The 20,096-nt window shown below is 70.6% G+C and carries 15 protein-coding genes and 4 pseudogenes; 8 read left to right on the forward strand and 11 right to left on the reverse strand.

Annotated features, from left to right (window positions below; all coding sequences use genetic code 11):
• Positions 1-121 precede the first annotated feature (121 nt).
• Both mptB and LK06_RS35135 read left to right on the forward strand, forming a co-directional pair.
• The gene (gene mptB / locus LK06_RS30360; protein WP_039652213.1) at positions 122-1,528 is read left to right on the forward strand and encodes a polyprenol phosphomannose-dependent alpha 1,6 mannosyltransferase MptB; all 1,407 of its coding nucleotides are present in this window, start codon (positions 122-124) and stop codon (positions 1,526-1,528) included.
• Complete coding sequence (locus LK06_RS35135) at positions 1,525-2,928, forward strand: glycosyltransferase family 87 protein (RefSeq protein ID WP_052318895.1); 1,404 nt, start codon at positions 1,525-1,527, stop codon at positions 2,926-2,928. The genes mptB and LK06_RS35135 overlap by 4 nt, the downstream gene beginning before the upstream one ends.
• 59 nt (positions 2,929-2,987) lie before the next feature.
• Here LK06_RS35135 and LK06_RS34720 read toward each other — a convergent pair.
• Both LK06_RS34720 and rho read right to left on the reverse strand, forming a co-directional pair.
• Positions 2,988-3,821, reverse strand: a pseudogene (locus tag LK06_RS34720) (D-alanyl-D-alanine carboxypeptidase family protein); the annotation flags it as partial.
• A 186-nt stretch (positions 3,822-4,007) separates the two neighbouring features.
• A complete protein-coding gene (rho, locus tag LK06_RS30375) occupies positions 4,008-5,171 on the reverse strand; it encodes a transcription termination factor Rho (RefSeq protein ID WP_039651846.1) in 1,164 nt (387 codons plus the stop codon).
• Positions 5,172-5,580: 409 nt separating this feature from the next.
• Between rho and LK06_RS30380 the strand changes: the two are divergent.
• Positions 5,581-5,910 (forward strand): annotated as a pseudogene (locus tag LK06_RS30380) (cytochrome P450); the annotation flags it as partial.
• A gap of 9 nt (positions 5,911-5,919) precedes the next feature.
• Positions 5,920-6,666 (forward strand): class I SAM-dependent methyltransferase, encoded by a 747-nt coding sequence (locus LK06_RS30385; RefSeq protein ID WP_039651843.1) that lies wholly within the window; start codon positions 5,920-5,922, stop codon positions 6,664-6,666.
• Here the strand turns inward: LK06_RS30385 and LK06_RS30390 are convergent.
• From LK06_RS30390 to LK06_RS30420, 7 genes and pseudogenes are all read right to left on the reverse strand, one after another.
• Positions 6,644-7,387 (reverse strand): GntR family transcriptional regulator, encoded by a 744-nt coding sequence (locus LK06_RS30390; protein WP_039651841.1) that lies wholly within the window; start codon positions 7,385-7,387, stop codon positions 6,644-6,646. The two genes, LK06_RS30385 and LK06_RS30390, sit on opposite strands and share 23 nt — an antisense overlap.
• 151 nt (positions 7,388-7,538) lie before the next feature.
• Positions 7,539-8,708 carry an EstA family serine hydrolase gene (locus tag LK06_RS30395; RefSeq protein ID WP_043409433.1) on the reverse strand — a complete coding sequence of 390 codons (1,170 nt, stop codon included), beginning with the start codon at positions 8,706-8,708 and terminating at the stop codon, positions 7,539-7,541.
• A gap of 259 nt (positions 8,709-8,967) precedes the next feature.
• Positions 8,968-9,306, reverse strand: a pseudogene (locus LK06_RS30400) (acetylxylan esterase); the annotation flags it as partial.
• 90 nt (positions 9,307-9,396) lie between these two features.
• Positions 9,397-9,981 carry an Rv1733c family protein gene (locus tag LK06_RS30405; protein WP_039651839.1) on the reverse strand — a complete coding sequence of 195 codons (585 nt, stop codon included), beginning with the start codon at positions 9,979-9,981 and terminating at the stop codon, positions 9,397-9,399.
• 227 nt (positions 9,982-10,208) lie between these two features.
• Positions 10,209-10,928 carry a ferredoxin reductase gene (locus LK06_RS30410; RefSeq protein WP_039652209.1) on the reverse strand — a complete coding sequence of 240 codons (720 nt, stop codon included), beginning with the start codon at positions 10,926-10,928 and terminating at the stop codon, positions 10,209-10,211.
• Positions 10,929-11,085: 157 nt separating this feature from the next.
• Positions 11,086-11,691 carry a sulfite oxidase-like oxidoreductase gene (locus tag LK06_RS30415; RefSeq protein WP_039651838.1) on the reverse strand — a complete coding sequence of 202 codons (606 nt, stop codon included), beginning with the start codon at positions 11,689-11,691 and terminating at the stop codon, positions 11,086-11,088.
• A 112-nt stretch (positions 11,692-11,803) separates the two neighbouring features.
• A complete protein-coding gene (locus tag LK06_RS30420) occupies positions 11,804-12,244 on the reverse strand; it encodes a MarR family winged helix-turn-helix transcriptional regulator (RefSeq protein ID WP_039651837.1) in 441 nt (146 codons plus the stop codon).
• Between the two features lie 82 nt (positions 12,245-12,326).
• On the opposite strand from LK06_RS30420, the gene LK06_RS30425 reads away from it, so the two are divergent.
• Positions 12,327-13,421 carry an ABC-2 transporter permease gene (locus tag LK06_RS30425; RefSeq protein WP_039651836.1) on the forward strand — a complete coding sequence of 365 codons (1,095 nt, stop codon included), beginning with the start codon at positions 12,327-12,329 and terminating at the stop codon, positions 13,419-13,421.
• A 322-nt stretch (positions 13,422-13,743) separates the two neighbouring features.
• Here the strand turns inward: LK06_RS30425 and LK06_RS30435 are convergent, their stop codons facing one another.
• Positions 13,744-15,831: a SpoIIE family protein phosphatase gene (locus LK06_RS30435; protein WP_174673958.1), complete on the reverse strand. Its 2,088-nt coding sequence runs from the start codon at positions 15,829-15,831 to the stop codon at positions 13,744-13,746.
• A gap of 320 nt (positions 15,832-16,151) precedes the next feature.
• On the opposite strand from LK06_RS30435, the gene LK06_RS30440 reads away from it, so the two are divergent.
• Both LK06_RS30440 and LK06_RS30445 read left to right on the forward strand, forming a co-directional pair.
• Positions 16,152-17,033, forward strand: coding sequence for a hypothetical protein (locus LK06_RS30440; RefSeq protein ID WP_043433274.1), 882 nt, complete (start codon positions 16,152-16,154; stop codon positions 17,031-17,033).
• A 94-nt stretch (positions 17,034-17,127) separates the two neighbouring features.
• Positions 17,128-17,499 (forward strand): hypothetical protein, encoded by a 372-nt coding sequence (locus LK06_RS30445; RefSeq protein WP_071659228.1) that lies wholly within the window; start codon positions 17,128-17,130, stop codon positions 17,497-17,499.
• A 39-nt stretch (positions 17,500-17,538) separates the two neighbouring features.
• On the opposite strand, the pseudogene LK06_RS30450 reads toward LK06_RS30445, so the two are convergent.
• Positions 17,539-17,921 (reverse strand): annotated as a pseudogene (locus tag LK06_RS30450) (tautomerase family protein); the annotation flags it as partial.
• A 158-nt stretch (positions 17,922-18,079) separates the two neighbouring features.
• On the opposite strand from LK06_RS30450, the gene LK06_RS30455 reads away from it, so the two are divergent.
• On the forward strand, positions 18,080-20,095 hold the full coding sequence (locus LK06_RS30455; protein WP_039651834.1) for an NADPH-dependent 2,4-dienoyl-CoA reductase: 2,016 nt from the start codon (positions 18,080-18,082) through the stop codon (positions 20,093-20,095).
• Position 20,096 lies beyond the last annotated feature (1 nt).

The following is a 20,096-nucleotide window of genomic DNA, read 5'->3' on the forward strand; positions in this document are numbered from 1 at the left end:
CCGGCCAGTGCCCCGCCCCCACGAGTCGGTGCCCGCACGCTCCGGTCACGTCCGGGCCGCCGACCGGTGGACGGAGCGTCGCCTCCCGGCCATCCGGCGTTGACACGCTGCTGCCGTGGCCGTGGCATTCCCCGTCGATCTCCGCAGTTGCCAGGTGCTTGGACTGACCGGCACCACCTGCCTCGCGCTGGGTGGCGAGACGGCCGGCGCCCTGCCCGTCCGGGAGCTGCTGGCCCCGTCTTCCGGGCGGGCAGCGCTCGGCCTGGTCGGGGTGTACTTCGGGGTCGTCCTGCTGATCGCCGCCTGGGCGCTCCTAGGCCGCCTGGTCCGGGGCCCGCAGCCGCCCACCGTGCGCTCCCTGCTCCTGGCACTGGCCGTGTGGACGGCCCCGCTCCTACTTGCTCCGCCGCTGTTCAGCCGGGACGTGTACAGCTATCTCGCGCAGGGCGCCATGGTCGACGCCCACCTGGACGTCTACGCCCAGGGACCGGCCCGGCTCGGCGGCCCACTCGCCGACGAGGTGGCCCCGATGTGGCAGCACACCGCGGCGCCCTACGGTCCCGCCTTCCTCGCCCTGGCCTCCGCGCTGTCCGGCCTGACCCGCGGCGAACTGCCCGCGGGCCTGTTCGGCATGCGCCTGATGGCTCTGGCCGGTGTGGCCCTCATGGCGGTGTCGCTGCCCCGGCTCGCCCAGCACAGTGGAGCCGACCCGGGCGCCGCCCTGTGGCTCGGCGCCCTCAATCCGCTGGTCCTACTGCACCTGGTCGCGGGTGCCCACAACGACGCCATCATGCTCGGTCTGCTCGGGCTCGGCCTGGTAGCCGCGCGGGGACGCCGTCCCGCTGTCGGTGCCGTCCTCGTCACCCTCGCCGCCCTGGTCAAGGCGCCGGCGGTGCTCGGTCTCCTCGCAGTCGTGGTCCTTCAGGCAGGAGTCGGGCGCCGACCGCTGCCGACTGCCCTCACCACGGTGGCGGCCTCGGCCGGAACGACTGCCGTCGCCACCGCCTTGGCCGGTACCGGCTACGGCTGGATCGGTGCCCTGCGGACCCCGGTCTCCCCACACAACTGGGCCCTGACCAGCCTGTTGGGCCGCGCCACCGGTGTCCTGTTGGAACATCTCGGCAGTGGCCTGGCCCCGTTGGCCGTCCCGGCCTGGCACTTGCTCGGTATCGCGGCCACTGCCGCCGCCGTGGTGCTGATATGGCTCCGGCTGCGCTCCAGACCGGTGTATGCGCTCGGCCTCAGCCTGCTGGCCGTGGCGGTGTGCGGCCCGGCGCTGCGCCCCTGGTACGTGCTGTGGGGCCTGTTCCTCATTGCCGCCGCGGCACCCAGCACCTCGGTACGGCGCCGAGTGGCAGCTCTGGCCGGCGCACTGGCACTGGCCGTACTGCCGAGCGGCGCCGCCGCCGGCCCCGGACAACTGGTGCTCGCCGTCTCCGGCGCGACCCTCGCAGTGGTCGTGCTGTGGCAGGCCCACCAGGCGGTCCGTGCCCAGATGCAGGCCCCCGCCCCGGGACGCACCGCGTGACCGGGCGGTCGGGGAAGGCCGCGGCCGGACCTAGGGGCCGCCTACTGCTCGTGCTGGCCCTCGCCGTGGCCGTGACGGCCTTCACGGCGACCGTGCCGCTGCTGCGCGGCTTCTTCGACCTGCGCGTCTACTACGGCACCGTGCACACATGGGTGCACCACGGCGGCCGGATCTACGACTACCGGGTGCCGGGTACGGCGTACGGCTTCACCTATCCGCCGTTCGCCGCCGTCGTCATGCTGCCGCTGGCCCCGCTGAGCCGGCCCACCGCGATCGTGGCGTCCCTGCTGGCGAACCTCGCCGCGCTGGCGGTCGTCCTGCGTCTCCTGGCCGGAGACGGCTGGCGTCGGCACGGCTGGTACCGCTGGGCGCTGTGCCTGTGCGTACTCGCGCTGTTCGAACCACTGCGTGACACGTTCAGCTTCGGCCAGGTGAACCTGGTACTGCTCGCCCTCGTCCTCGTCGACTGCCGGCTGCTGGCGAGCGGCCGGGGCCGCTGGGCGGGGGCCGGGATCGGGCTCGCCGCGGCCGTGAAGCTCACGCCCGCCCTGTTCATCGGCCTGTTGCTGCTCGTCGGGCGTCGGCGGTCGGCTGGGATCGCGACCGCGGTCGCCGGTGCGGCGACCGCGATGGCCGCCTGGGCGGACCCGCGGGCATCGCGGTTCTACTGGACCGAGGCGCTGTGGAACACCCGTCGGATCGGCCGCCTCGACTACGTGTCGAACCAGTCGCTGCAGGGCGTGCTGGCCCGCCTCGGCGAGCCGGACCGCGTGCTGTGGGCGATGGCCGTCCTGCTGACCCTGTGCGTCTGGGCGCGGCGGAGCCGCGGGGCGGTCGCGGCCGGTGACTGGACGGCGGCCTTCGCGCTCACCGGTGCGGCCGCCTGCCTGGTCAGCCCGATCACCTGGGTGCACCACCTGGTGTGGCTGCTGCCGTCCTTCGCCGTGCTGATGCGTGCCGGGCGGCTGCGGATCGCGGGGGTCCTGTACACGGTGTTCTGCACCAGCGTGGTCTGGCTGTGGTACGACGACGCCTCCGGCGTTGATGGTTTTCTGGGCAGCAACACCTACACATGGATCACGCTGGGCCTGCTCCTCGGCCTGCCGACGGGTCAGCTGCGCGATGACCGGCCGCCCCTGGCCCGCAGCGCCAGCACCACGGCTCCCGCCCCCAGCCCCGACAGCCCCAGGACGACGGCGGTGCCGGACCAACCCGAGTCCTCGTCCGGCGTCCTGGACGCGGCCGCCACGACCGGTGCGGCTGCGGCTGCCGCTGTCGCGTGCGGCTTCGCACGCAGAGCGTCCAGCGAGCCGACCGGATCCACCCGTCCGGCCGCCGAGAAGCCCCAGTCGAGCAGCGCGCGGGCCTCCTCGTACACGGTGAACCCGCCGCCCTCCTGAGGGTTCATCACGGTTGCCACCAAGGTGCGCCCGCCGCGGCGGGCCGCTGCCACGAGTGTGTTGCCCGCGTTGGTGGTGTAGCCGTTCTTGATCCCGATCAGCCCTGGATACGGCATCACGCCGTCCTCACCGGTCAGCAGCCGGTTGGTGTTCTCGATCGGGTACGACGAGCCGTCACCGGGGAAACGGGATTGAGCGGTTCTACAGTACCGGGCGAAGTCGGGATTGCGCAGCCCTGCGCGACCGAACACCGCCAGGTCGAAGGCGGACGAGACCTGGCCGGGTCTGTCGTAGCCGTCGGGGGAGACCACATGGGTGTCGAGGGCGCCGAGTGAGCGGGCCTTGTTCTGCATCCGTGCGACCGTGGTCTCCAGGCCGCCGCCGAGCGAGGCGAGTACGTGCACGGCGTCGTTCCCGGAGCTGAGGAAGACGCCTCGCCACAGGTCTTCGACTCGGTAGGAGTGCCCCTCCTCGACGCCGACCAGGCTGCTGCCCTCGCCCACGTCCTCCAGTTCCTCGTAGCGCACGGTGTGCCGCTGTTCGCGGGGCAGCGCGGGCAGCACGGTGAGGGCGAACAGGGTCTTGAGGGTGCTCGCGGGCGGCAATTTGCGGTGTGCGCCGTCCGCTGCCAGTACCTCGCCGTTGCCGGCGTCGGCGATCAGCCAGGACAACGCCGAGACATCGGGCACCTCGGGCACGCCGTGGTGCGCCCGGACCTGGATGCCGGAGCGGTAGAGCAGGGACGGTCCGGGCATCGCTGCCCGGGGTGGGGGTGGCGCCGGTTCTCCGGCGCTGTGCCTGCTGGCGGCGGCGGCCGGTGTCAATGCGAGCAGGCCCGCCACACAGAGGGAACAGGCCGACACGGCTACTCGGTAAGAGAAGCGGATGATCATATGATTAACGTACGAATGGGAGTCGTGAGTATCGTGCCGGCCGGGCCGTCCGGCCCGCGGGAGCAACCCGGATGACGTATCGGCCCGGCCGAAAGAACCGGCGCGCGTACCGGTGCGAGACCGTGAGGTGGTGGGGACTTCCCCTGCCGGGTGCCACGGCCTTGCCCGGGAGGCTGTCGTGGTCCGTCAAGGAGTCGTTCGTCGCCCGGCGGGCAGGGTGGGTCGGACCCGCTGCAGGAAGGCGGCGTTGTCCGGGGTGGCCCGCAGCCGCTCCAGGAGTGTTTCCAGGGCGGCCGGTCCGCCTTCCCGGGTGCGCAGGGCACGACGCAGTCCAGATACGGCTGTCAACTCGGCTGGAGTGAGCAGCATTTCCTCGCGGCGGGTGCCGGTGGCGTCGATGTTCACGGCTGGGAAGATCCGGCGGGCGGCGGGTTCGCGGTCCAGACGGAGCTCCATGTTGCCCGTGCTCTTGAGTTCCTCGAAGAAGTAGCCGTCGGCCCGGGAACCGGTGTCCACCAGCACGCTGGCGAGGATCGTGAGCGAACCACCTTCCTCGACCTGGCGGGCGGCACCGAAGAATCGCTTGGGACCGAGCAGTGCGCCCGCGTCGACACCACCGCTCAGGGTACGGCCGCCCGTGCCGGAGGCGTTGTTGTGCGCCCGGCACAGCCGGGTGAGTGAGTCCAGCAGGATGACGACGTCCTCGCCGGCCTCCACCAGGCGCTTCGCCCGTTCGGCTACGAGTTCGGCGAGGGCGATGTGTTCCTGCGCGGGGCGGTCGAAAGTGGAGGCGTACACCGCGCCCCGTACGGATCGGCGCATTTCGGTGACTTCCTCCGGGCGCTCGTCCAGCAGGAGGACCATCAGGCGGCATTCCGGGTGGTTGCCGGCCACTGCGGCGGCGAGTTGCTGGAGTAGCACCGTCTTTCCGCTCCTGGGCGGGGCGACGATAAGGCCGCGCTGGCCCTTGCCGACCGGCGCGAACAGGTCGGTGATGCGTCCGGCCAGCCCGGCGGCGGGGTGTTCCAGGCGGATGCGCTCGTGTGGGTGGAGCGGGGTGAGGTCGCAAAAGCGCCGACGGGGGCCGAGGTCCGCGGGCGTGCGTCGGCCGACGCGCGTCACCTCGGTCAAGGCGCGCGGGGTTCCCCGGACGCCCACGAGCAGGTCACCCTTGCGCAGGCCGTGTCGGCGGATCAGCGAGGCGGGGACCTGGGGGTCCGTGGGGGAGGGGAGGAGGCTCAGGGACCTCAGGTGCCCCCTTCCCCGTGCGTCGGTGTCGAGCACGCCGGTGACGAGCTGGGCGGTTCCGGCCTGCTGGTCCGAGGGAGGGCGTTGGAGTGTGGTGGTCACGGGAGGGTCCTTCCGTGGGTGGGAGGGAAAGGGAGAAAGAGAGAAAAGGAGAGAGAAAAGGGGAGGGAGAAGACCGCAGGTGGGAGGCGGGTACGCCTGTGTCCGGGCGGCGGGAACGGCACCTCGGTACGGCGCGGAAGGCCTATCACGAGGTGGTGCTGAGAAGCTGATGCGCTGGGAGCCGGAGATCCGGGGGAATCACGAGCAGATCAGCGTGAGGAGAGGAACAGGCACCGGCGCCCACAGTGGGCGCACTCGAATGCTGCGGGCAGAATACCACTCGATGGGGGTGTCATATCAGCGATCGATGTATGACGAGTTGACCGATCGCACTATGTGCCGGCACTTCGAGCTGCCCCTGCCGATGTCGGTGATCTGTGAACTCCTCGGCGTGGCACCGGAGTTCCGCATACCCGCGGGCACCCCGGTGCTCGTCGGCTACTCCGCCGCGGGCCGGGACCCGGCTGCGCACGGTCCGGACGCCGAACGCTTCGGCGTGGCCCGTCCGGCCTGGTCCGATGCAGTGCGTCACCTTTCCCTCGGGCACGGTGCCCACTACTGCCTGGGCGCTCCCCTGCTCGCCAGGCTTGAGGTCACGCTCGCACGGGAGCACCTGTTCACCCGCTTCTCGGACGTGGCTCAGGAGAACTCACCAGACCTCGCACAGGTACCGCAGTGGCTGTCCGCGGCCGGTGGCGCGACCGTACCCGGAAGGCTCTGTGGGGGCGGGCGACCCTAGGCTGGCAAGATGTTCGGTCCCGAAGGTCCCACGCTGCGTGAGCTCGCCGTACAGGCGCTGTCGTCCGTCGAGCACGGTTACGACCTGCTCGCTCCGAAGTTCGATCGCACCCCGTTCCGGACCCCCGAGACGGTGCTGGAATCCGTGGCGAGGGTGCTCGCACCGCTCGGCCCCTTTGAGGACGGTCTCGACCTGTGCTGCGGCACGGGTGCTGGGGCGGACGTGCTGACTGCCCTGTGCCGCCGGAGCGTCACCGGGCTCGACTTCAGCGCGGGCATGCTCGACGTCGCCCGGCAACGGGTCCGGCCTACCGCCGGCGGACCCGAGGTCTCCTGGGTGCGCGGCGACGCCCGCGTCCTGCCGTTCGCGTCCGCCTTCGACCTTGTGGTCTCCTTCGGTGCGTTCGGGCACTTCCTGCCCGGAGAACTGCCGGGGCTCTTCGGCCAGATCCACTCGGTCCTGCGATCCGGGGGCCGCTTCGCCTTCCCGGTGCTCGCCCCGCCCCGTGCGACGCAGCTCGCCTTCTGGACACTGCTCGGCTTCGACGCGGTGATGCGACTGCGCAACGCGCTGTGGCGGCCCCCGTTCGTGATGTACTACCGGGCCTTCCGGCTCGGCGGCGTACTGATGGAACTGGAACGTGCCGGTTTCGCGGTCGACCTTCACCCGTTGCCCGGGTTCGGGAGACGTGAGGACGGCAGTCCACGGGCCCGGCTGGTGGTCGCCCGGGCGCTCAGCCCGCGGCAGGGAGCGTGAACTCGTAGACCAGCGCGTTGCGTCCGGCGTCCACCACCAGGTCGGTGATCTCCAGCGGTCGGGCGTACTGGTCGTGCACCCGCCGGGTCACCCGCACCGAGGAGGCGTTGCCGACCTGGATGATGGAGTCCCGGTGGTGCAGTGTCAGGCCGGCTCTGCGCATCCAGTCGTAGGCCCGCCGCAGCTGTGCCGGGGTGGCGCCATCGGCACGGTCGCGGTAGCGGGCGAGTTCCTCGACCTCGGCCAATGCCACTGCCGAGAACGAGGTCACTGCCGTGCGCAGTGACCGGCCGTCGGGCGTGGCCGACCGGTAGCGGTGCACCAGCGTCGGACGGTGCGGAGCCAGGTCGAGTGCTCGCGCGTGTTCGAGCGGGGGCACCTCCCAGGTGACGGTGGCCCGGTCGACCGCGTAGGGGTCCGCCGACCGGGCGCCGACCGGGAAGGTGAGCGAATCCGGCGTCTCGACCGGCCTGCCGGGCAGCGTCGCGTGGCTGCCGCGCCGGTCGGTGGCGACCAGACCACCTCGGCGCAGCATCTCCAGTGCCTGCCGTACGGTCTCCCGGCTGACGCCGAAGTGCGCGGCCAAGTGCCGCTCGCCCGGCAGCCGTTCACCCGGGGGGATGGTGCCGTCGTGCAGTTCGTCGAGGAGCAGCGCGGCGACCTGCGCATACCGGGGCCGGCTGTCGAGCTGCGGGGGATGATGCGGGGTGGTGCGGGCCATGCCGCGCCTCCTGTTGGTAACCAGTTGTAGTCGTGTGGGCTCATTGCGCGACCACAATTAGCATTGGTCTAAACCACAAGGGAAGAGCAGTCTGCCGGTTCGGCTGAAACCCGCCCGCGTGATCCAGGGTCCCCGAGGTGCCGTCACGTGGTCACAGGGCGCTGTAGAGGGCGTCGATCAGTGCCATCTTTCGTGGATCGTTGACGATGGCCGAGCCCAGCCGGTTCATCACGTAGCCCAGCGACACTCCTGCGTCAGGGTCGGCGAGTCCGCACGAACCGCCGTACCCATCATGGCCGAAGGCTCGCTGGTTCGGGCCGTACGAGCGCTGCGGGCCGCTCAGCCACAGACCGAGCCCGATCTCCGTCTCTCCTTCGAACCCTGCCCCGAGCACCAGGTCGTGGCAGCGCCCTTGGCCCTCGCGCACCCGCTCCGCGGCCTCCGGCGACAGGATGCGGCGGCCGGCGTAGGAGCCACGACCGGCGAAGACGCCGTACAGTGCTGCGACCGCTCGCGCGGTGCCGTGCCCGTTCGCGGCCGGGAGCTCCGCTGCCCGCCACCTTGGTGAGTTCGCTTCCGCCACACCGACCAGCGGATTGGCTAGGGCCGCACGGGCTGCCGGTTGCAACTGGCGGAAAACCGCAGTTGGTTCACGCGGCGAGGCGGCTCGTGGGTGCACCATCTCGGCCGTCCGACCGGCGTGCTCCGGTGGCAGGCCGATGGCGAAGTCGACGCCGAGCGGCCCGGTCACCTCCTGGCGCAGGAATTCCCCCGGCCGCAGCCCGGAAACGCGCCGGATGACCTCGCCGACCAGGAAACCGTACGTGAGCGCGTGATACCCGGACCGGGTGCCCGGCTCCCACCAAGGCTCCATGGCCGCCAGTCGCGCCGTGGTCAACTCCCAGTCGTACAGGTCATCCAGCGAGTGCGGTTCCCGGAGGCCGGACAGTCCGGAGCGGTGCGAGAGTAGATGACGTACGAGCACCCCGTCCTTCCCCGAGGCCGCGAATTCCGGCCAATATGTGGCCACGGGCGCGTCGAGGTCGAGCAGGCCCCGGTCGGCCAGGATGTGCGCGCACAGTGCCACCGGACCCTTGGTGGTCGACCACACGTTCACCAGGGTGTCCCGCCGCCAGGGTCGGGTGCTGGCCGCGTCCGCCCAGCCGCCCCAGAGGTCCACCACCGTTTCTCCGTCGACGGTGGCCGTCACGGCGGCACCCAGTTCCCCCCGCTCGCGGAAGTTCTCTTCGAAGGCCTCGCGCACGGCGGAGAAGCGCGCGGTGCAGTGGCCGAAGATCCGCGTCTGGCTGTTCTGCCGCATCTTCTGGGTCTGGTGGGTGTCGGGAGTGGGCATGGGGTTTGCCTCCGTCGTCACTGAGCGGCCCGGGGTGCGCTGCTGCGCCCCGGGACACCCCGGGGCGTCCCGAACGTACCGACTGGTCGGACCAGAGGGAAGGGTGAGACGGGCCAGAGGGTGCGAGGGGACCGGGATGGGTGTGCGGAGGGGCCGGTGGGCCGTGGCCTCGCGCGCTGTTCGCCCCCTCGCCCTCTGGCCCGGTTCCTCACGCGTACGACTGCAGTCAGCGCACCTGCTCCGCGTCCTGGTAGGGGCCGCCGCCCTGACGGTCGTTGAAGTCGTACACCTTGATCGCTTTGTCCGTGTGCGCCCAGGCGTTGAACGTCGCGAACGCGGTCGAGGGTGGACAGGCCTGGTCCTCCAGGGCCGTCGAGAACAGGGCCGGGGCCCGGCCGCGGGCCGCGAAGTGAACTCCGTCGAAGTAGGACAGGGCGCGCAGCACGTTCGCCTTGCGACCGCGGTGCGTCTTGAGGAACATGCCGGTCTCCCAGTGGGGGTGACGGTCCGTCAGTACCTCAGCCCGCGGGACGCCACACCGGAACGGCACGTCCAGAGCGACGGCAGTACGCGACGATGTCGTGGACCAGGACCGGTGAGGTGCTTGCTCCGGAGAGGAAGGGGGCTGCGACGTGGCACGGTGAGCGGGTCACCGTCAGGTCCTGGGCTGGTTCCACCTGGGCCCCGTACGCGCCCAGTCCCGTTCCCACTCGGTCAGCCGGTGGCGCAGGGCGATCCGGCGTTCGACGGCGTGCCCGAGGAATACCAGGCCCGCTGCCGCGCCCGCGGCGCACAAGCCGACGGTGAATGTGTGCTGCCAGATCGCCGCCTCGTCTGGCGGCGGGGTGACATTGCGGCCCTGGGAGTCGAACCACACGGAGACGGTGTCACCGGCCCGGGTCCCGGCCGGCACCCCGGCCCAGGCGGTCCGGGCCTTGCCGCCGGGCTCGCTCCAGCGGACCCGGGCGCGGTACGGGTGCGTGGGATCACCCTGCGAGGTGGACAACCGCTGGGGCACGTCACCGATGACCACGGCCCGCACCTGATGGCGCTCGGCCCGCTGTGCCACCGCGAGCGTCTCGGCCCGGTCGTGGGCGCGTAGACCGGCCGCTACACCGACCAGGGGGGCTACCACGAGCAGCAGGATGGTGACGACCAGTACTGTCCACGCCTCCACCACGTCCGACCGGCGCCGCAGCGGATTGCGCCGCCAACGCCAACCTCGCATCCGGGTACGCATGCCCACCTCCTCGCCACCGGCGAAGCCGGAGGGCGGATGAGTCGGACGGCCGCTGCACAGTCCGCCGCTCCACGCGCTCGCGCGTACGACCGCTCACACTCGTCACGTACCCCGTACGGCGCACCTCAGCGCATGTCGCGAGCCGTGAAATTCAAGACGGTCCGGGGCACGGAAGGTGCCATGTGCCCCACGATCGCGTGCCCCGTCCCGTCACGCGACCCGAGCGCTCAGCCGAAGCGTTCGATACGGATGCGTTCCACTGGTTGGCCCGCCTGGACCAGCAGCTGGGAGGCGTGCTCGGCGAACCCGTTGGATCCGCATACATACGCTTCCCACCCGCATGGGGGCTGGTCGGCCAGGAGGGGTATCACATGGGCGGACGTCATACGTCCCACAGGTATGCCGGCCGGAGCGCTGCGGGTGAACACAGGGGTCGTCTCCGCACCCAGTTCCCCCGCGTAGATCAGTTCCTCCGGGCTTTGTGCGGACACCAGCATCCGCAGTGGCACGGTCAGGGCGCGGGCCCGGTGGTGTCGCACCATCGACATCAGCGGTACGACCCCGGAGCCAGCGCCGAGCAGCAGTGCTGGACGGTCGCCGGGCCAGGCGAAGAAGCCACTCAGCGGGCCACGCACCTCGACGGTGTCACCGGGCTGGGCCATCGTGTGGAACCAGCCGGAGACCTCGCCGTCCGGCACATGGCCCAGGGTCAGTTCCAGGTGCCCGGAGTCATCCGGTGCCGAGGCGATCGAGTAGTGGCGCTGCGCCACGTAACCGTCCTGCGCCGTGAGACGCAGCATCAGGTGCTGCCCGGGGAGATGTCCCGCCCAGTTCGGCACCGAAAGCCGGAACGTGGCGGCCCGCGGGGTCTCCCGCCGGATCTCCGTCAGCGTGGCGGTCCGCCATGCCGTCGTCGCCTGCTCGCTCACGGCAATGCGCCCGGGCACCGCGAACCGGGCCCCGCGAGTGCCGGATCCGGTGGCAGGGACCGCGAACGCGGCGGAGGAGGCGGCGGCGGTGCGGCTGGTCTGGGCCGAGGCAGGCGTGCTCGGGGCTCCGGCGGCCGTGTTCGTCGTCACCGTTTCGGTCACCGTGATGTTCGTTTCAGTCACCGGAGTACCGCTGCTCCGCCCAGGGGTTGCCGCGCGGGTGGTAGCCGTTGCGTTCCCAGAAGCCGGGTACGTCGTGGTCGAGGAGCGTGATGCCCGCGATCCACTTCGTGCTCTTCCAGAAGTACAGATGTGGCACCAGCAGGCGCGCTGGGCCGCCGTGCTCAGGCGCCAGTGGTGCGCCGCCGTACTCCCAGGCGATCCAGGCTCGCCCGCCGGTGAGGTCGGCGAGCGGGAGATTCGTGGTGTAGCCCGTGTGGGAGCGGGCGAGCGCATGTGTGGCGGATCCGTGGGGCCGCACCACATGGAAAAACGTGTCCAGTGAGACGCCCTCGAACCGGACGCCGAACTTGGACCAGCCCGTCACGCAGTGGATCGCTCCCTCGTACGACGAAGCGGGCAGCGCCCTCGCCGCGTCCCAGTCCCAGGTGTACGGGCGTTCGACCAGGCCGTCGATGTGGAAGGACCAGTCGGTGGCCGCGAGGTCGGGGGTGACCTCGGCGGACAGGACGGGCCAGTCCTCTCGTGCGTCGTACTGCCCGGGCGGCAGCCCTGGGTTGGCGACGCGCGGGCGGCCCGTGAAGCCTCGCGTGACGTTCATGGCTCAACCGTACGCTGCTGGTCCGGGTGCACCGTCCCTGGTCGTCCCCTGAACCGCAGGGTCGGCGGGGAGCCGTCGTCGCCGGGACGCTCCTCGCGGCCGGGCACACGGGTCAGCCAGAATCCGCATCACCCGGCCCTGCGTTGTACCGCTCCAGGTAGGCGGCGAACCGAATCAGGTCTTCCTCGGGCCAGTGCGCGAGTCGTTCCCGGAAGGCGGCCCGGCGGCTGCGGGTGACCTGGGCGAGGATCTCCCGCCCGGCCTCCGTCAGATGCAGCACCTGGACCCGGTGGTCCTCCGGGTCCAGGCGGCGCTCTATCAGTCCGGCCCGCTGCAGAGCGGTCACCTGCCGGCTCACCGTGGACTTGTCCAGTGCGTAATGTGCCGCCAGATCGGTCGCCCGGCAGCCGCCGCTCTCCTCCAGGTGGCCGAGCAGGGTGTACGACACCAGTGACAGCTCTGGGTGCATCCGTTCCGCCGAGGCGCGGGCTCGGCGGGCGAAGATCGTCATTTCACGCTGGATCGCTTCGACGGCCGACTCCGCTGCGCTCATGGGAATACCTCCTCCAAGCTCTAGTTGTAGAGTACAACTTGATGATGAAGTTGTATAAGCCAACCATTGGAGGTCCCGCACGATGAGGTCACCCGCACTGCGCCATGTGCTCACGCACCTGGTCACTCCGCTGTTGATGTGCCTGGGCATGGGGCTCGCCTATCTGGGGGCCTTCGTCACTCCCGAGCCGAACCACCTGCCCGTCGCCGTCGTCGGTACTGCCCCGCAGACCAAGGTCTTCGCGCAAACGGTGCAGGACACCGCGGGGGACAAGCTCGACATCCGCACGGTTGCCACCCGTGCCGACGCAGTCGCCTTGCTCCGGTCCCGGGAGGTGACCGGTGCCTACGTGCCGAGCGCCAAGGCGCCCGAGCTGCTGGTGGCCGGTGCGGCTTCCGATATGGGCGCGACTGCCGTGGAGAAGGTGTTCACTCCCGTCGCTGCCCAGCAGGGCCTCCCACTGAAGGTCATCGATGTGGTGGCGCCGGTCGCCGAGGACCCTACCGGCCAGGGTCTGTTCTTCCTGCTGATCGCGCTGAGCATCGGCTCCTACGCTTCGGTAGCCGCCCTCGGGGCCGCGGGCGCCGGCCTCGCGATGCGCGTCCGGGCAGTGCTCGCGCTCGGTGTCTCCACGGTGGTCAGCGGCATCGGCGTGCTGCTCGCGGGGCCGGTGTTCCACCTCGCGCACCACGATCTGTCGGGCGTTTGGGGATTGGCCTGGCTCTACTCGGCGGGGATCCTCTTCATCGGAATCGGCCTGCACACCTTCCTCAAGCGATGGACCACGTTGACCATGATGGTGCTGTTCGTGATGCTGAACTTCACCAGCTGCGGCGGTCTGTTCCGTCCCGAGCTGCAGAACGGATTCTTCGGCGCCCTGCACGCCTTCTGGAACGGCGCAGGCTTCATCGAGGGCGTCCGCAGCCTGCTGTACTTCGGCGACGACGGCCTCGCGCACAACGTGTGGACCCTCGCGGTCTGGCTGCTCGTGGGCCTCGCCGTGACCGTGACCGCGGCCCGGTACGAGCGGACCCGCCGGACCTGGCAGGCGGCCGCAGACCCTCGGTCCGAGCCGGGGAACCGGTCCCTGTCCGTCCCGGCGCGGGCCGGGCGGGACGCCGAACGGACGGCAGCGAGGCAGGCCGAGGAGGAGATCGAGGAGACGGTCGGCGTCTGAGCAACTCCCCGGGGCGGGAGCACACCCCCGGCAGCGGGCCGTTCCCCGTGGTCCGTCCTCCCGTCGCTGACCCGCCGCGGTGGCTCGCTTTTGGCGGCTGCCTCCTGAGCGAGACCAGCGAACACCAGGCGCCGGCCGCCGTGCGGGCCCTCAGCGAGGCGGGCCTGACGAGCCGTCTGACGGTGTCGGAGGACGCGCACGCGCATGGTGATCGGCGTGCGCATCTGAGGGCATGGGAGGCGAGGCCCGGTCAAGGGCGTCACGGCGGGCCTGCGCCCGGCGACCGTCGTGATCGCGACTCCGCCGCCCGCGGCCCGGCCGGCTAGGGAAGTTCCTGCGCCCGGGCGATGAGGAGGGCCACGTCGTCGTGGTTGTCGGGATGGTGCAACGTCCGCAGGAGCAGGTCGCAGGTCTCCTCCAGTGGGCGTTCGGGGTCGTTCAGCAGGGACAGCAGGAATTCCAGCCGTTGGTCCAGCGAGTGGTGGCGGGTCTCCACTAGGCCGTCGGTGTAGAAGACCAACTCGTCACCGGGATCGAAGTCGAAGGTGACGGTGGAGAAGCCCACCCCGCCCACGCCCAGGGGCACGCCGGTGGGCAGGTCGAGCAGTTCTGGCGGTGCGCCGGGCCGGACCCGGGCCGGGGGCAGATGGCCGGCATTGGCGATCCGGCACTGGCGCAGATGCGGATCGTGGACGGCATAGACGCATGTCGCGATGGAGTGGTCCAAGGCCGAGGTCGTCTTGTCCAGGTGCTCCAGCAATCGGGCCGGGTCGAGGTCGAGGGCGGCCAGCGTGGTGGTCGCCGTGCGCAGTTGGCCCATGGTGGCAGCGGCGCTGACGCCGCTGCCCATGACGTCTCCCACCACGAGCGCGGTCTTGTCGCCCTCCAACGGGATCACGTCGAACCAGTCGCCGCCAACCTCGCTGGTCGCGCCCGCAGGCTGGTAGCGGGAGGCCACTTCCAGGCCCGTCGTGACCGGCGGCCGGCTGGGAAGCAGGCTGCGTTGGAGGGTGAGCGCGGTGTCGCGGGCGCTCTGGTACCAACGCGCGTTGTCGATCTGCACGGCCGCCCGGGCGGCCAGTTCCCGTGCGAGCAGGACATCGTCCTCACCGAAGGGTGCCGGATTCCGGGTGCGCTTGAGGTCGAGCGCACCCAGCACCTCGCCACGTGCGATGAGCGGCACCGCGAGGTACGAGTGCAGGCCCGCCCGGCCCAGCAGGACGGCTGCCTCGGGGGAGCGGGCGATGCGCGGCACGTCCTCGTCCCCGACGCGCGGCACCAGTACTGCCTCACCCGCGCGCACGCATTCGGTGACCAGACGGTCGGGCGCGTACCGGGCGATCTGGCCGGGAGGATCGGCGGCCCGCACCGCGTCCGCGGCCTCCACACCCTTCTCCGGGCGCACCGCGAGGGCCCGGAGCACCGCGGGTTCCGACGGACCCAGTGTGCTGTGCCGGCCCCCCACCACCGCGTCCAGCAGATCCACAGCCGCCACGTCCGCCAGCTCCGGTACGGCGACCTCGGCCAGTTCGCAGGCGATCTGCTCCAACTCCAGCGTGCTGCCGATCCGGGCCGAGGCGTCGGCGATGACCGCCAAGCGGCGCCGGGCGGTTTCCGCCTCCACGGAGGCCCGGTGCTGTTCGGTGATGTCGATCACCGAGGCTGCCACGCCGAGCACATGGCCCATGGTGTCATCCAGCCGGTACAGGGACAGCGACCAGGTATGGTCTTCGTCCGGATCGGCGGGGGTACGGCCGACCAGTGTGGTGTCGATGACGGGCACGCCGGTGTCCAGCACGCGCCGGGCGGCGTCCTGCAGGGCGCCGGGGTCCAGCAGGGGCAGCACCTCGCGCAGCGTGCGTCCCTTGTGCTGGTCGGCCGGCACCCCGTTGATCTTCTCCAGCGCCGGGTTGACGGAGACGAAACGTAGCTGTGCATCGAGGACGGCGAGTCCGGCCGGTGACTGCTTCACCATCCGCTCGGACAGCGCCACGTCTTGCTCCAGCCGCCGCACGGTCGTCTGGTCGGCGGCGAGACCCAACGCGTACACGTTGCCGCGGTCGTCCAAAAGCCGCATGTTGCGGAACTCCACCAGGCGGGTGCTGCCGTCCTTGTGGCGGACCGGGAAGCCACCGGCCCAGCTCTGCCCGGTGCGCATCACATCGGCGAAGAGCTTGCCGACGACCTTGATGTGCCGCTCGTGCACCATCAGGCGGGCGGCGTACTGCCCGAGCGCCTCCTGGGCGGTGTATCCGAACAGTTCCTCCGCCTGGGGACTCCACAGCACGATCCGGCCGTCGGTGTCGAGCACCACGGACGCCACGGCCAGTACGTCGAGCAGCCCGCCCGGGCGCAGCGGCCCCCGTGCGGGCTCGTCACCCGCGGCCACCGGAGCCTTGGCTGCACTCATGCCATGCACCGCCTTCGCGCGTTCGCACGGCACGTCGTCCCCCGTGCCGACTCCCCTTGTTCTAAAGCGCTCACACCCGACTCTCCGACGCCTTCGCCGCTTGCCTCAACCCTCTCTCGACCCGGTGACGGACGTCCGCCGAAGTCGCCACGCCGGCGGCGCGCGCGGTGCGGGCTGACTACGGAGAAGACCGTACCCGGCGGTCCCGCGAGCCGTGGGAGTTCGGACCCATGTTGCTGCATTGGTGTGTACATGACCATTGCGCCACGCCAGACTGTCCGCCGACCGAGTGCCCCCACCTCCTGTCCGAGGAGTCGACCATGTCCACGTCCGTCCGGCAACGTTGTCACGCGGTACTCGCTGGACTCGTCACCCTGGCTACCGCCGCCGTCGTGTCCCTCGCCTTACCCCCATCCGCCGCCGCGGCTGCCACCTGGACCGAGACCGGCTCGGACAGGGCCGATCCGCTGACCGAGAGCCAGGGGCTGACCTCGGTGGAGGTCCCGCCGAACAGCCCCAACCGGTACACCGGTATCGGAACCATTCCCATCGGCGTCTCCGTGCGCGGCTGGAACCACGTCGGCGATCCCGACGCCTCGTACGAGGGCTACTACATCGAGCCCTACCAGCGCGATTCCGGCAACTCGAAGATGTTCCGCGTGCGGGCACCCGGCGGCGGCTGGTCCGAGTACGTCCACACGCTCGGTCCCGGTGAGGCCCTGAACAACTCCTGGGTCGCGATCTCTCCCGACGGCCAGTGGATGCTGTCGGGTGAATGGGGCACGATGTCCCGTCTGCTGGTCTTCCCGACTCCCGGAGCCAACTCCCGCACGTCCCCCTCGGTGAACCTCCCGCAGGTTTCGACGGTCGAGCTGGACCACGCCGTCCGGGACGTTCAGGGCTGCGACTTCTCCGGACCCACGACCCTGCTGTGCTCCTCCGATGATCCGGACGGCACCCTCTTCGGCATGACCAAGCCCCTGTTGGAGATCGACCTCTCGGCCGCCCCGAACGGCTCCGCGGACGTCTCGGGCCACGTCACGGCCCTGCGGCAGTTGCCGCTGCGCAGCTTCTGCTCGGGCTCGTTCGAGGTGGAGGGCATCGACTACGACCGGCGGACGGGCATCCTCCGTGTGATCGTGGTGTCGCCCGGCTTCTGCGTGCTGACGGACAGCAAGACGTACACGTTCTCACGCGGCTGAGGTGTGCCCGGCGGCCCGGGGTGCTTTGCTGAGGGGGCAGTGGTGCGGCGGGCCACCCCGTTCCACCGCGGCGCGGCCACGAAAGGAGCGGTCAATGGGACGCACGGCACGGTCGCATCCGGAAACCGTCACGGTGGAGATCAGCGGCTCCAAGGAGGACGCCCGCGTCGTCTTCGACGTGCTGAGGTCCTGTTTCGCGTCCGACCGGGGCGCGGACGAGGAGCCCCAGCAACTCCATGAGACCCGCCCGATGGTGTGGCTCGGCACGTACGACGTTGCGGACGCCCGGGAGGTGGGCCGCATGCCGGTCCGTCTCGGTGCGGCCGTCCAGGCGGACGTCCAGGGCGGTTACTGGGCCGTTGACCGGTTCCGCACTACTTTGGACTCGCTGTTCACCGTTCAGGAGACCTGCGCGGCCTCGGGTGATCAGGAGAGGGACCTGCACCTCCGCCTGGAAAGCCGCTGACGGCGGGGGCGGGGACGGCGCCCCGGCCTGCTCGTCGCCGGCAGGGGCGTACTGCGCCAGGCTGTGACCGAAGGACCAGTCGGCGGAACCGTTCTCGGTGACGGTCACGAACACGTTCTGCGGCTCTGTGCCGGTCCGCTCGTGCACCAGCTCGGCGAGTCGACGGTACATCGCGCGCTTGCGGTCCGCGGTGCGCCCGGCGCGCATGGTGATCGCGGCGAAGATCACCGAGTCGTCCTGGTGCACTCCGGGGTAGCCGTCGTGGCGCAGCGTGCTCGCGATGCCGTCGTGGCCGGTCAGTACCTGGAAGCAGTCGTCGGGTGGAATGCCGAGCGTCTCCGTGAGGGGTCCTGGACGGCTCGACCGAGGGCGTCGAGCCGGGTGGGATCGGTACCGAGCACGTCTATGCGGACGAAGGGCAGGGGAGGTGTCCTTTCCGGGCGGCTGCTGAGTGACAGTCGTGTCCATACTAGTAGGTACAAAGTGGCTGGAGTCACCTCTCCTGGTTATGCAACTTATTGCATAAAGCGCGGGCCTTCCTCTACAACAGAAGGCGACGACACCGCGCACGGAGGGCCCGATGAGCCGTTACCCCCATCTGATGACCCCGCTCGACCTGGGTTTCACCACCCTGCCCAATCGCGTGCTCATGGGTTCCATGCACGTTGGTCTCGAGGAGGCCGAGCGCGGCTTCGAGCGGATGGCGGCGTTCTACGCGGACCGCGCGCGCGGGGGAGTGGGCCTCATCGTCACCGGCGGTATCGCGCCCAACGAGGAGGGGCGGCCCTACGAGGGGGGCGCCAAGCTCACCACCGAGGCGGAGGCCGAGCAGCACCGCACCATCACGGAGGCGGTGCACCGCGAGGGCGGCCGGATCGCGATGCAGATCCTGCACTTCGGGCGGTACGCCTACCACCAGGACCTCGTCGCGCCGAGCCCGATGCAGGCGCCCATCAGCCCCTTCGTTCCGCGCGAGCTGACCGACGCTGACATCGAGCGGACCATCGACGACTACGCGCGCGCCGCTCGCCTCGCCCGGCAGGCCGGCTACGACGGCGTGGAGATCATGGGCTCCGAGGGCTACCTCATCAACGAGTTCATCGCCGCTGGAACCAACCGGCGCGAAGACCGCTGGGGCGGCTCGTACGAGAACCGGATGCGCCTCCCCGTGGAGATCGTCAAGCGCGTCCGAGAGGCCGTCGGCGAGGACTTCATCGTCATCTACCGCCTGTCCATGCTGGACCTGGTTCCGGGCGGCTCCTCCCTCGCGGAGGTCATCACCCTCGCCAAGGCCGTCGAGGCCGCCGGGGCGACCCTGATCAACACCGGCATCGGCTGGCACGAGGCCCGCATCCCCACCATCGTCACCTCCGTTCCGCGCGGCGCCTACACCTGGGTCACTAGGAAGCTCATGGGTGAGGTGTCCGTACCGCTCGTGACCACCAACCGCATCAACACGCCTGAACTGGCGGAGCAGTTGCTCGCCGAGGGCTACGCGGACATGGTTTCCATGGCTCGCCCGATGCTCGCCGACCCCGACTTCGTGGCCAAGGCCGCCGCGGGGACGCCGGAGGCCATCAACACCTGCATCGGCTGCAACCAGGCCTGCCTCGACCACACCTTCAGCGGGCAGATCACCTCCTGCCTGGTCAATCCACGCGCTTGCCACGAGACTGAACTGGTCCTCTCGCCGACCCGCCGGCGCCTGCGCGTCGCCGTCGTCGGCGCCGGCCCGGCTGGTCTCGCCTGCGCCGTCTCGGCGGCCGAACGCGGTCATTCGGTCACCCTGTTCGATGCAGCGAGTGAGATTGGCGGTCAGCTCAACGTAGCCCGCAAGGTGCCTGGAAAACAGGAGTTCGACGAGACCCTGCGCTACTTCCGCCACCAGTTGGACGCGCACGGCGTCGACGTACGCCTGGACACCTGGGTCACCGCGGAGACGGTCGCCGACTACGACGAGGTCGTCGTCGCCACCGGTGTCACCCCGCGCGTTCCGGACATCCCCGGCGTCGACCACCCTCGCGTCCTCGGCTATCTCGACGTGCTCCGCGACGGTGCCGCGGTCGGCGACCGCGTCGCCATCCTCGGCGCCGGCGGCATCGGCTTCGATGTTGCCGAGTACCTCACCGACGGCGGCGACAAGGCCAGCGAGGACCCACGGACGTACTTCCGGCACTGGGGCGTTGACATGGACTACCGGGAGCCGGGCGGCCTCGCCGCACCGCAGCGGCCGGCGCCGCCGCGCACCGTCCACCTCCTCCAGCGCAAGACCACCAAGGTAGGCGCCGGGCTCGGCAAGACGACCGGCTGGATCCACCGCGCCGAACTGAAACACCGGGGGGTCACCATGACCCCCGGGGCCCGCTACGACCGCATCGACGACGCCGGACTGCACGTCACCGTCGACGGTGAGAGCACGGTCCTCGAGGTCGACACCGTGGTGTTGTGCACCGGGCAGGAGCCGCGCCGTGGCCTGTACGAGGAGCTGGTCGCCGCCGGACGCCGTGCGCACCTGATCGGCGGTGCCGACGTTGCGGCCGAGCTGGACGCCAAGCGGGCCATCAAGCAGGGCACGGAACTCGCGGCGACGCTGTAGG

Source organism: Streptomyces pluripotens, assembly GCF_000802245.2.
Lineage (GTDB): Bacteria > Actinomycetota > Actinomycetes > Streptomycetales > Streptomycetaceae > Streptomyces > Streptomyces pluripotens.

What these genes read in the sequence shown, in the direction of transcription:
- LK06_RS30385 (WP_039651843.1), top strand. Translation starts at nt 5,920, where the DNA reads ATGTTCGGTCCCGAAGGTCCCACGCTGCGTGAGCTCGCCGTACAGGCG.
- LK06_RS30390 (WP_039651841.1), bottom strand. Translation starts at nt 7,387, where the DNA reads ATGGCCCGCACCACCCCGCATCATCCCCCGCAGCTCGACAGCCGGCCC.
- LK06_RS30395 (WP_043409433.1), bottom strand. Translation starts at nt 8,708, where the DNA reads ATGCGGCAGAACAGCCAGACGCGGATCTTCGGCCACTGCACCGCGCGC.
- LK06_RS30405 (WP_039651839.1), bottom strand. Translation starts at nt 9,981, where the DNA reads ATGCGTACCCGGATGCGAGGTTGGCGTTGGCGGCGCAATCCGCTGCGG.
- LK06_RS30415 (WP_039651838.1), bottom strand. Translation starts at nt 11,691, where the DNA reads ATGAACGTCACGCGAGGCTTCACGGGCCGCCCGCGCGTCGCCAACCCA.
- LK06_RS30420 (WP_039651837.1), bottom strand. Translation starts at nt 12,244, where the DNA reads ATGAGCGCAGCGGAGTCGGCCGTCGAAGCGATCCAGCGTGAAATGACG.
- LK06_RS30425 (WP_039651836.1), top strand. Translation starts at nt 12,327, where the DNA reads ATGAGGTCACCCGCACTGCGCCATGTGCTCACGCACCTGGTCACTCCG.
- LK06_RS30435 (WP_174673958.1), bottom strand. Translation starts at nt 15,831, where the DNA reads ATGAGTGCAGCCAAGGCTCCGGTGGCCGCGGGTGACGAGCCCGCACGG.
- LK06_RS30440 (WP_043433274.1), top strand. Translation starts at nt 16,152, where the DNA reads ATGTCCACGTCCGTCCGGCAACGTTGTCACGCGGTACTCGCTGGACTC.
- LK06_RS30445 (WP_071659228.1), top strand. Translation starts at nt 17,128, where the DNA reads ATGGGACGCACGGCACGGTCGCATCCGGAAACCGTCACGGTGGAGATC.
- LK06_RS30455 (WP_039651834.1), top strand. Translation starts at nt 18,080, where the DNA reads ATGAGCCGTTACCCCCATCTGATGACCCCGCTCGACCTGGGTTTCACC.